Source organism: Speluncibacter jeojiensis, from assembly GCF_029589495.1.
GTDB lineage: Bacteria > Actinomycetota > Actinomycetes > Mycobacteriales > Mycobacteriaceae > Speluncibacter > Speluncibacter jeojiensis.
In genome coordinates this window covers 639665-649867 of sequence record NZ_JAAIVF010000001.1, presented here as the reverse complement: position 1 = coordinate 649867, position 10203 = coordinate 639665, and the positions used below count along the sequence as shown (strand labels likewise).

Below are 10203 nucleotides of genomic sequence, written 5' to 3'. Positions count from 1 at the left end.
AGACCGCGCAGGTCCCAGTGTCGGAGGTCGACGAGAACTTCGGTCGGCCCGAATCCATCTCGGTGGTGATCGCGGCGTACCGCGCACTCCCCGACATCGACACCCAGCTCTCCGCGCTCGCCGCGCAGGATTTCGACGGTGATTTCGAGGTGATCGTCAGCGACAATCTCGGCGACGATGAGTTGCGCGCACACCTCGACGATCACCCGCTGCGGGAGCGGCTACAACTGCGCTGGGTCGACTCGGCAGACGTCGCCGGGACCTCCCACGCCCGCAACGTCGGAACCCGTGCGGCCCGGTCTGCGTTCATCGCGTACTGCGATCAGGACGACGCGGTCTATCCCGGCTGGCTCAGTGCGGTGGCCGACACGGCTGCCGGGCACGGCATGGTCGGCGGCTTGCTGGAGCGAGAGACGCTGAACGACCCCGTCGTCGCACAGTGGCGCGCGATTCCGCCGGCAGACGAGTTGCCGGTGCTCGCGCACTTTCTGCCGATCACCTTCGGCGCCAACATGGGCATCTGGCGGAGTGCGTTCGACGAGATCGGTGGTTGGGACGACAGCTATCCGACCGCCGGCAGTGACGTCGAGATCTGCTGGCGCGCACAACTGCACGGCTATTCGCTGGGATACAATCCGGAGGCGCTCGTCGCCTACCGCTACCGCACCACGGCGCGCGACATGTTCGGCCAGGCTTCCGAATACAGTGTGGCCGAGGCGCGTTTGGCGAAGCAGTACGCGGCGCAGGGTGCACGGGGCAACCACCCCGTGGCGGTTGTCGTGTATGCCGCCTGGTTGTTGTTCCGGCTCCCGATACTTCCCTGGAACTGGCCGAAAGCACGTCGAGGGCAGTGGTATTGGATGGCCGGTGCGATTGCCGGACGGCTCAAGGGCAGCTGGGTCCACCGGCACCTCTACGTGTGACGGAGTGGCGATGAGTGAGCAGGCACCGAGCCCGCACCGGCGTGTCCCGGGGGGGGTCACGGTGGTGATCGCGGCCTACGACCCACTTCCCGAGCTCGACGAGCAGCTGTCGGCGCTGACGGATCAGACCTATCGGGGCCCGATCGAGGTGATCGTCAGCGACAACGGCGGCAGTGCGGCGTTGCGTGACCATCTCGCCGGCAACTGGGCCACGGATCGACTCACCGTGAGATGGGTCGATTCGTCGCAGCGGCGTGGCACGGCCTATGCCCGGACCGTGGGCGCACGGGCCGGCACCCACGAGTTCATCGCCTACACCGACCAAGACGATCGAGTCCATCCCGGCTGGCTCGCGGCGATGACGGAAACCGCCGCGCAGTACGACCTGGTCGGGGGCAAGCTGGACCAGCAGACGCTCAACGCTCCCGATGTCGCGCGCTGGCGCGATGTGTCGAGCGTCGATGCCCTTCCGGTCTGTGCGCGGTTCCTACCGTTCGCCTCCGGCTGCAACTTCGGGATCTGGCGCGAGGTGTTCGAGGACATCGACGGGTGGGATGCGGACTTCGTTCCGGGCGAGGACATCGACATCTGCTGGCGAGCTCAGCTGCGAGGACACACGCTCGGGTACAACCCGGATGCCGTTGTCGCGTACAGGTTCCGCTCGACGATCGCGGACACCTACCGGCAAGCGGTGTTCTATCAGGACGGTGAGGCGAGGCTGGCGCAGCACTACCGCGCGCAGGGCGCCCGCCGCCGGCCCCTGCTGCACGCCGCCGTCCATGTGATCTGGCTGCTGCTGCGCTGTCCGCTGTTCCCCGGCAACTGGTCGCGAGCGCATCGCGGGAAATGGGCGTTCCACGCGGGCATGCTGGTCGGTCGGGTGCGCGGCAGCCTGAAGTACCGGGTGTTCTACCTGTGAGCGTTCACGCGTAGAACACGCGGTACTCGAGGCAACCGCGGATGCGACCGACAAAGATGTTGAAGTACCAGAGCCATTGCCCGCGAGGCAGTCTCGTGAGGATTGTCGGCAGCAGCGGATTCCTGACGATCAGCAGTGTGAGCATGAGCGGTAGCGCGATGATCGGCCGTCGTTCGACGCACCGGCCTCGGTAGTCGCGGTACAGCTGGACCTCGCCGCGGCCGTAGTTGAGCGATTGCCGCGTGAGTGAACGTATGTCGTCACGCAGGCGATAGTGGATGATTGCGTCCGGGCGCCAGCCCAGGGTGTGGCCGGCGAGTTGGAGCCGCCAGCTGTACTCGATGTCCTCGAGTGCCGTCAGGTAGGTCTCGTCCCACCCTCCGACCGCGTCGAAGACGGTGCGCCAGATCCCCATGTTGCCGCCGCCTACCCACGGCAGCGAGGAATTGGACGCAGACGGTTGCTTGTCGATGTCGGCCATCGGACGCCAGGAGACCGCGCGCGGGCTGCTCAACGCGGCAGCGTCCAATCCGCCACCGACGGCATCGAAGTCCGGTGCAGCCGCGGCCAGCAATCGCAGCCAACTCGGATGCGCCTGGTCATCGGCGTCGCAGAAGGCGATGAAATCCCCCCGCGACTCGGCCACACCGCGGTTTCGGGCGTGGCTGACACCGCGGGCTCCCGATGCGTCAACCCATCGCAGACTCAGCCGCTCCCGGTGCGGATGTGCCTCGAGATGCTGACGCAGCCCGTCGGACGATCCGTTGTCGGCGACGACGACCTCGACCGCGCCCTCGTAGTCCTGTTCGGCGAGCGCGTTGAGTTGCACGTCGATGACGTCGCGCACATCGAGGGCGGCGATGACCACCGAGACCAGTTCGGGTGCGTTCCTCACCGGGCACCGTCGCAGCCGGTCCGGACGGCAGGCAGATGCCGCTCGATGAAGGCGGTGGGATCCTGCGCGGCGAGCAACTCGACATTGGCGGCGATCTTCTCGGCGGACCATTCCCACCAGCGGATCTGCAGGAGCTTGTCGACGATGTCGGCGTCGAAGCGGGATCGGATCACCTTGGCGGGATTTCCGCCGACGATGGCGTACGGCGGAACATCCTTGGTGACGACACTGCCGGCGCCGATGATCGCACCGTCGCCGATCGTTGTCCCGCTGACGATCGTGACGCGGGCGCCGATCCACACGTCACTGCCGATCACGATGTCTCCCTTGGGAAGGGGGTGACGGTCCTGGCCGGCTCCGGGCAACTCGAGCATGATCCGCAGAGGGTACGTCGTGACTTCGTCGGTCGGATGCTGTCCGCCCAGCACGATCAGGGTGTGGTCCGCGATCGAGCAGTACGAACCGATGGTCAACCGGGTCGGGTCGTGGGCGAAGGTGAGAATCTTCGGGCTGCCGTAGGTGCCGACGCCCACCGTCGCGAGGCCGAGTCGCTGAACTCGATCGATGTCCCGCTCCGGTTGCAGCTTGTCGGCCAGCCTCTGCAACCGAGTCTTGCGTGCCATGGTGTCTCACTTCCGGATTCGATGTTCAGGTGCTCAGATGTAGATCGTGCGGTGCCGGATGCTTCCCCGGATGCGGCCCGCCAGGGTTCCCGCGTGGAAGAACCATCGTCCGCGCGGGCAGTGGGTGAACGACTCGGGTAGTAGTGGACTCAACAGCAATACGGCGAGTACCAGTGACAGCGACGACAGCGCGGAGGGGCGCGGGTTGCCCTGCGAGCGGTACCGCGCGAAGAGTGTTACATGCGCGTCGGCGTGCCCGCGGGACTGTCGGAAGATCTCGCGATCGGTGTGCCGGAGTCGGTAGGCGATCAGCGCATCCCGGCTGTGTCCGAGCGTCATCCCGGCGAGCTGGATCCGCCAGGAGAAGTCGGCGTCCTCACCTCCGGTGGTGTACGTGGTGTCGAATCCATCAATCCTGTCGAAGGTGTTGCGCCAGAACGCCATCGAGCACGTTGGCGTGAACGCGAGGAATCCGGCTGGCCCGCCGAGGCCCTCGCGGTCGGGTTCGGGGTACCAGCGCAGAATCTCCGGCGGATTCAGAGTGGTGATCTCCAGGGTTCCGCCCACTGCGTCGTACTCGGCTGCGGCGGAGACCAGTGCGCGGAGCCACCCGGGGTGCACCAGGTCGTCACCGTCGCACATCGCGATGAGGTCGCCTTTCGCGGCCTCGACACCGTTGTTCCGGGCGAAGGAGACTCCGGCGCATGCCGAGCTGTCCACCCAGCGCAGTTCGAACGGGTCGGTCGGGCGGTCGGCCAGATGCTGTCGCAGCCCGTCGGTGGAGCCGTTGTCGCTGATCACGACCTCAAACTGTGCGCCGTAGTCCTGGACCGCCAGCGCGTCGAGTTGAGCGTCGATGGTCGATCGCACATTGAGCGCGGCGATGACGACGGACACGAACTCAGGGATACGCGGCATCCGATCGGTGTCACGGTCAGGCATGCCACGTCCGATAGGTGATTGCGCCCCGGATCCGCCCGGTGAGCATCGCGGCGTTGAGGATCCATTCGCCGCGGGGCAGCTGTGTCAGGCGACGAGGGAGCAGCGGGTTTCGCAGAGCAAGCAAGACGATGAGGATGGGTGCGTGGAGCACGAGCGGCAGCGGATACGGCTTCGTGAGTCCGTAGGGCCGGTACTCATCGGTCAAACGGACCTGCGATACGGAGTACGCGACGGTCTGTCGCCACACCGCCCGGTAGCTGTCACGCAGTCGGTAGGCGAGCATCGCCTCAGGGCTGTGCCCGATCGTGTACCCGGCGAGTTGCAGCCGCCACGCCAGATCGAGTTCCTCGGAGCCGTTGGTGTACGACTCGTCGTAGCCGCCGACCCGCTCCCATGCGTGCCGACGGATTCCGCAGTTGCCGGCGAGGAAGAACGGCAGGAAACCCGGGAACTCGTACGGCTCGTCAGGCGGGCGCACCGGACGTGATTCGGCGATCCGAGGCGCGTTGAGCGAGGTCGTCTCGACAGGACCGCTGACGGCATCGGTGAGTGCCCCGATCTCCGAAAGTCCCCGTAGCCAGCTGCTGTGAACGCGGTCGTCGGCATCGCAGAAGGCAAGAAAGTCGCCCTCCGCGGCGGCGGCTCCGACGTTGCGGGCGTGGGACGCGCCGCGGACGCGCGCCGCATCGACGCAGCGTAGTTTCAGTGCTGTACGAAGTGGATGTCCTGCGAGGTGCTCACGCAGGCCGTCGGTCGATCCGTTGTCGCTGACGATCACTTCGAAGTCGCCGCCGTAGTCCTGTTCGGCGAGCGCGCCGAGTTGTTCGTCGATCACGTCGCGGACGTTGTAGGCCGGGATGACGACCGAAACGAGATGAGGCGTCTCGGACAAGCTTTCCCCCTGGTGAACGGCATAAGCGGACAATGGAACTCGAGTGATGCGGAGCGCACTCACACGAAGTATGTGCGATGCCGGATGCTCCCTCGCACACGGCCGATCATGAAGGCGGTCTGCGTGACCCAGAACCCTCGCGGGACCGGGGTGAGTCGACGTGGAACGAGCGGGTTGGACAGCACGATCGCGACGAACAGCAGCAATGCTGCCCTCGGGTCGGCGCCCGGCATGCCGTGATCGCGGAAGGCCAGGTGCAGTCGGACTGAGGACGCGCCGTATGCCATCATCTGCCGCCACGTTCCGCGGAACGTGGGCCGCAGCCTGTACGCGATCATCGCATCGGGGGTGTGGCCCAAGGTGTGGCCGGCGAGTTGAAGCGCCCATGACAGCGCGACGTCTTCGCCGCCGCGGTCGAAGCTCTCGTCGAAGCCGCCGACCTTGTCGAAGGTGGTGCGCCAGACCGCAAAGTTGGAGCTGAGTGCGTACGGGAGGAATGCTGCATCGGCGAAGCGCTCACCTGGCTCGGGGAAACTCCGCCACGACGCGACGCGCGCGGTGTTCAGTGTGGTCACCTCTACCGGGCCCCCGACGGCGTCGAACTCCGAAGCGGCACTGGTAAGTCCGGTGAGCCAGCCCGGATACACCCGGTCGTCGGCGTCGCAGAAGGCCAGCAGGTCGCCGTCGCATCGGGCCGCGCCGACATTGCGCGCATGGGCGGCACCCGGAACAGCCGGCGAGGCCACATACTTCAAGCTCAGCTGCGGTGTCAGCGGATGTCCGGCGAGGTGCTCACGCAGGCCGTCGGTCGATCCGTTGTCGCTGACGATCACTTCGAATGCGCCCTGGTAGTCCTGCGCTGCGAGCGCAGCGAGTTGCTCGTCGATCATGCCTCGCGCGTTGTGGGCGGGAATGATCACGGAGACCAGGTCGGGCAGCACTGGTGGAGTCTATGTGAGCTCTGTGTGAGCAGCAGGCGAGCATCGCCGGGGTCACAACGATCACTGTGGGTGTTCACGGGCGCCGAAGGCGAAGTCCAAGCGCGATTGTGACAACCACAGCGTCTTGGCGAGCATCGGCGATCACTCGTTTCTGCTGCTACCGTTCGACTGCGGTATGGCCTGGACCAGGCCACAGCTTCTGGCTTCGAGACGGGAGCTTCTGGTTTCGAGACGGGAATCGGTCTGATGAGTCGACGATCGCTGGTGGGCCGCAGGGTCGTGTCGTGCCGAGCCGCAGGGGTGATTGCCGCCGCGCTGCTCGCGGGCGCGCTCGCGACCGCACCGCCGGCACTGGCCGCACCCGCAGGCAACGCTGCCGCGAACACCACCGCCCCGACGCACGCGACCGCCTACGTCGACCACATCGTCAAGCACAACGACCGGCAGTGGGACATGTACGTCTACTCGCCGTCGATGGACCGCGTCATCAAGCTGCAGATCATCCGCCCGGCGGACACCAGTTCACCGCGGCCGACGCTGTACATGCTCAACGGCGCCGGCGGCGGCGAGGACGGCGCCAACTGGGAGAACCAGACCGACATCGTCAAGTTCTTCGGCGACAAGGACGTCAACATCGTCATCCCCGCGGAGGGGATCTACAGCTACTACACCGACTGGATCCGCAAGGACCCGCACCTTCCCAAGGAGATGTGGCAGACGTTCCTGACCAAGGAACTGCCCCCGGTCATCGACTCCGCACTCGGCACCGACGGCGTCAACTCGATCGCCGGACTGTCGATGTCGGCGGTGTCGGTGCTCGACCTCGCCATCCACGCGCCGGGCCTCTACAAGGGCGTCGCCTCCTACAGCGGCTGCGCGCAGACCGCCAGCCCGCTGGGGGAGGCCTCGGTGCGTGCGGTGGTCGAGGCCGCCGGCCACGCCGATGCGCAGAACATGTGGGGACCCTACGGCGGACCGGGCTGGATCGAGCACGACCCGACCATCAACGCCGCGAAGCTGCGCGGCCTCAAGTTGTACATCGCCGCAGGCAACGGACTGCCCGGCAAGTACGAGAACCCGGCCACCCAGCACATCACCGACGAGACCCCGCCGCTCGACCAGCAGATCGTCATCGGCGGCGCGCTCGAGGCCGGCGCCAACGTGTGCACCCAGGTCCTCGCCGACCGCCTGCGTCAGCTGAACATCCCCGCCACGATCAACCTGGGCGGCGACGGCACCCACTCGTGGGGCTACTGGCAGGACGACATGCGCAAGTCCTGGCCGCTGATGGCGGCCTCGCTGGGCCTCAAGCCGTAGCGGAAGGCCCCCGGCCGAACGAACCGACCAGCGAGCGAAGCCCGCCCCCGGACATGGGGACGGGCTTCGTTTCAGCGTGTGGAGGTCAGCGCTTCTGCGCCGCCCGGCGGTAGCCGATCAGCGCGGGCACCGCGAAGACGACCAGCATGCCCACCGACCACGCGACGGACTTCATCAGAGGTTCGGCCACCGGCCCGCCGAACGTCAGCCCGCGCATCGCCTCGACCGCGCAGGTGACCGGCTGGTTCGCCACGATCGGCTGCAGCCACTGCGGGTAGGCCATCAGCGGCACGAAGCCGCTGTTGAAGAAGAACATCAGCGACACCAGCAGCGACAGGAACTCGACCATGGTGCCCTTCTCCGAATAGACGGAGATGGCGGTGACCATCGTCGAGTAGCCGATGCCGAACAGCAGCGGGATGCAGAAGAACGCGACCCCCGCTGGGAAGCCCTGGGTGAAACGGAAGCCGAGCGCGACGCCGACCAGGATCATCAGCACGGAGGTGATGATCACGCGGCCCACCTCGGCCAGCAGCTGGCCGAAGAACATCGCCGCCCGGTGGATCGGCAGCGCCCAGAACCGGCTGAGCAGCCCGTTCTTGCGTTCGCGCATCAGCGTGACGCCGCTGACCACCGAGCCGGACATCGCGCCGACCAACGCCATCATCGGCACCGAACCGGCCAGGCTGGACTGCCCGGTCACGCTGCTGATCGACTTGCCCAGCACGATCCAGATCATGATCAGCGTCAGCGCCGGGTAGAGCAGGGCCTGGATGGTGACCAGCGGGCTGCCGATCCAGCCCTTGGTCAGCCGCCACGCCTGGATCCAGCTCTGCGTGCCGAGCGCGGCCAGCGAACCCTCGGCGTGACGCCGGGTCGGCTCGGGGAACGTGGTGATGCGGTCGACCGGCGCGGCCGCGGCCTCGGGAGGCATCGTCATCGAAGCGGTGTCGGTGTTCATTTTCTCCTCAGACTGGCCCAGATGGAGAGCGGCACGAACACCACGGTCAGGCCGATGATCCAGTAGAGCGCGGGCGCGAGCACCGGCCACGTGATGCCGGTGGAGGTCATGTCCCGCATGGCGGTGGCGAACAACGAGATCGGCTGGTTGCGCACGAACGGCTGGATCCACTCGGGAAAGCCCGTGATCGGCACGAAGCCGCTCGAGAGCATGCCCAGGATCAGCTGCGGGAGCATCAGCGCCTGGCTGGTCATCTCCGGGCTCTCCGAGATGGTGCCGATCGCGTCGGCGCCGAGCGAGAGGGTCATGCCGATGGCCACCGAGAATACGCAGAACAGCCACGACTGCGCCGCACCGAGTTCGAAGCGGAAGCCGATCGCATAGCCGCACGCGAGGGCCGCGCCGAGCGAGATCAGCAGCCGCAGGCAGGTGGCGGTGGTCCGTGCCGCGAGCGGTATCCCCGCGACGATCGGCATCGTGTTGAAGCGTCTGGTGATGCCGGCGACCCCGTCACGCGCCGCCCGGAACGACGCCGAGATCGCGGTGAACGCCATCGACTGCAGCACGATGATCGGCATCAGGAACTGGCCGTAGTCGATGCCCTGGATCGACATCACGTACTTCAGCGGCAGGTAGAACCCGATGGTGAAGATCACCGGTGACAGCACCGCCATGAACCACTCGGTGCCGGTCATCATCGGGACGATGATGCGGGCCGAGAGGACCCACCACTGCTGCCAACCGGACGGTCGAGGTTGCTCGTGAACTCCGGACTTCGCCGGCTGCGCGGTGACGGTCATGACTCGAGGGCCTCGAGGTCCTTGTCGACGACCTCGGTCGTGCTGCCGGTCAGCGCGAAGAACACGTCGTCGAGCGACGGACGGCGCAGTGCGATGTCGGCGAGCGGGATCTGCGCGTGGTCGAGCCGGCGCAGCACCTCGGTGAGCGTGGCGGCACCGTCGGGCGCGGGCACGGACACCCGGTCGGCGCCGCGCTCGACGTCCACGGCGGACCCGGCGTTCATCAGGCCGGCCAGCGCCTCGGCGACCCGCACGACGTCGCCGGGCTCGACCGGGACGATCTCGCAGTAGCTGTTGCCGGTGCGCGCCTTCAACTGGTCCGCGGTGCCCTCGGCGATCACGGTGCCCTTGTCGATGACGATGATGTTGTCGCTGAGGACGTCGGCCTCTTCGAGGTACTGCGTGGTCAGCAGTGTCGTGATGCCCTGGTCCTTGAGCCGCGTCACCAGATCCCACACACCCTGGCGGCTGCGCGGGTCCAGGCCGGTGGTCGGCTCGTCGAGGAAGACCACCTCGGGCCGGACCACCAGACCGCAGGCGATGTCGATGCGCCGGCGCATACCGCCGGAGTAGCCGATGACCTTGCGGTCGGCGGCCTTGACCAGGTCGAACTCCTCGAGGAGCTCGTCGGCCCGCGACTTCGCGGTCTTCTTGCTCAGGCCCATGAGGCGGCCGAACAGCAGCAGGTTGTCGCGACCCGAGAGGGTGTCGTCGAGCGCGGCGTGCTGGCCGGTGAGCATGATCGAACGGCGCACGCCCGGGGCGTCGGTGAGCACGTCGTGACCGGCGACGACGGCGCGGCCCTTGTCGGGACGCACCAGCGTGGAGAGCACGTTCACCGTGGTGGTCTTGCCGGCGCCGTTCGGGCCAAGAACGCCGAGAACCTGGCCCTTCTTGGCCTCGAAACTGACGCCGCGCAGGGCCCGTACATCACCGAAGGACTTCTCGATTCCTTCGACGAGGACGGCGGATTCGTGTTCGGGCATCGAC

At 66.9% G+C, this 10203-nt stretch carries 11 protein-coding genes; 3 read left to right on the top strand and 8 right to left on the bottom strand.

What is annotated here, in order from left to right; translation table 11 throughout:
• Positions 1-62 precede the first annotated feature (62 nt).
• On the top strand, positions 63-923 hold the full coding sequence (locus G4X40_RS02930; RefSeq protein ID WP_408642100.1) for a glycosyltransferase family 2 protein: 861 nt from the start codon (positions 63-65) through the stop codon (positions 921-923).
• A gap of 10 nt (positions 924-933) precedes the next feature.
• Entirely contained in the window at positions 934-1842 is a 909-nt protein-coding gene (locus tag G4X40_RS02925; protein WP_277830052.1) for a glycosyltransferase, read from the top strand.
• A gap of 4 nt (positions 1843-1846) precedes the next feature.
• Here the strand turns inward: G4X40_RS02925 and G4X40_RS02920 are convergent, their stop codons facing one another.
• Genes G4X40_RS02920 through G4X40_RS02900 form a run of 5 tightly spaced genes read right to left on the bottom strand, consistent with a single transcriptional unit; the run spans position 1847 to position 6135 of the window.
• A complete protein-coding gene (locus G4X40_RS02920) occupies positions 1847-2737 on the bottom strand; it encodes a glycosyltransferase (protein ID WP_277830051.1) in 891 nt (296 codons plus the stop codon).
• The gene (locus G4X40_RS02915; RefSeq protein ID WP_277830050.1) at positions 2734-3360 is read right to left on the bottom strand and encodes a CatB-related O-acetyltransferase; all 627 of its coding nucleotides are present in this window, start codon (positions 3358-3360) and stop codon (positions 2734-2736) included. Before G4X40_RS02915 ends, G4X40_RS02920 begins: the two co-directional genes overlap by 4 nt.
• Before the next feature lie 33 nt (positions 3361-3393).
• Positions 3394-4302 (bottom strand): glycosyltransferase, encoded by a 909-nt coding sequence (locus G4X40_RS02910; protein ID WP_277830049.1) that lies wholly within the window; start codon positions 4300-4302, stop codon positions 3394-3396.
• Positions 4295-5194 (bottom strand): glycosyltransferase, encoded by a 900-nt coding sequence (locus G4X40_RS02905; protein ID WP_277830048.1) that lies wholly within the window; start codon positions 5192-5194, stop codon positions 4295-4297. Before G4X40_RS02905 ends, G4X40_RS02910 begins: the two co-directional genes overlap by 8 nt.
• 59 nt (positions 5195-5253) lie before the next feature.
• Positions 5254-6135, bottom strand: a complete 882-nt coding sequence (locus G4X40_RS02900; protein ID WP_277830047.1) for a glycosyltransferase — start codon at positions 6133-6135, stop codon at positions 5254-5256.
• 246 nt (positions 6136-6381) lie between these two features.
• Here G4X40_RS02900 and G4X40_RS02895 point away from each other — a divergent pair, with 246 nt between their 5' ends.
• Entirely contained in the window at positions 6382-7452 is a 1071-nt protein-coding gene (locus G4X40_RS02895; RefSeq protein ID WP_277830046.1) for an alpha/beta hydrolase, read from the top strand.
• Positions 7453-7537: 85 nt separating this feature from the next.
• Here G4X40_RS02895 and G4X40_RS02890 read toward each other — a convergent pair whose 3' ends face one another.
• The 3 genes from G4X40_RS02890 to G4X40_RS02880 are packed head-to-tail and all read right to left on the bottom strand — an operon-like array spanning position 7538 to position 10199.
• On the bottom strand, positions 7538-8392 hold the full coding sequence (locus G4X40_RS02890) for an ABC transporter permease (protein WP_408642129.1): 855 nt from the start codon (positions 8390-8392) through the stop codon (positions 7538-7540).
• 17 nt (positions 8393-8409) lie between these two features.
• Positions 8410-9213: an ABC transporter permease gene (locus tag G4X40_RS02885; protein ID WP_277830044.1), complete on the bottom strand. Its 804-nt coding sequence runs from the start codon at positions 9211-9213 to the stop codon at positions 8410-8412.
• Positions 9210-10199: an ATP-binding cassette domain-containing protein gene (locus G4X40_RS02880; RefSeq protein ID WP_277830042.1), complete on the bottom strand. Its 990-nt coding sequence runs from the start codon at positions 10197-10199 to the stop codon at positions 9210-9212. The genes G4X40_RS02885 and G4X40_RS02880 overlap by 4 nt, the downstream gene beginning before the upstream one ends.
• Between the last annotated feature and the right edge of the window lie 4 nt (positions 10200-10203).

Coding starts and splice junctions, on each gene's coding strand:
- G4X40_RS02925 (WP_277830052.1), top strand. CDS start 934: ATGAGTGAGCAGGCACCGAGCCCGCACCGGCGTGTCCCGGGGGGGGTC.
- G4X40_RS02895 (WP_277830046.1), top strand. CDS start 6,382: ATGAGTCGACGATCGCTGGTGGGCCGCAGGGTCGTGTCGTGCCGAGCC.
- G4X40_RS02880 (WP_277830042.1), bottom strand. CDS start 10,199: ATGCCCGAACACGAATCCGCCGTCCTCGTCGAAGGAATCGAGAAGTCC.
- G4X40_RS02910 (WP_277830049.1), bottom strand. CDS start 4,302: ATGCCTGACCGTGACACCGATCGGATGCCGCGTATCCCTGAGTTCGTG.
- G4X40_RS02890 (WP_408642129.1), bottom strand. CDS start 8,392: ATGACGATGCCTCCCGAGGCCGCGGCCGCGCCGGTCGACCGCATCACC.
- G4X40_RS02915 (WP_277830050.1), bottom strand. CDS start 3,360: ATGGCACGCAAGACTCGGTTGCAGAGGCTGGCCGACAAGCTGCAACCG.
- G4X40_RS02885 (WP_277830044.1), bottom strand. CDS start 9,213: ATGACCGTCACCGCGCAGCCGGCGAAGTCCGGAGTTCACGAGCAACCT.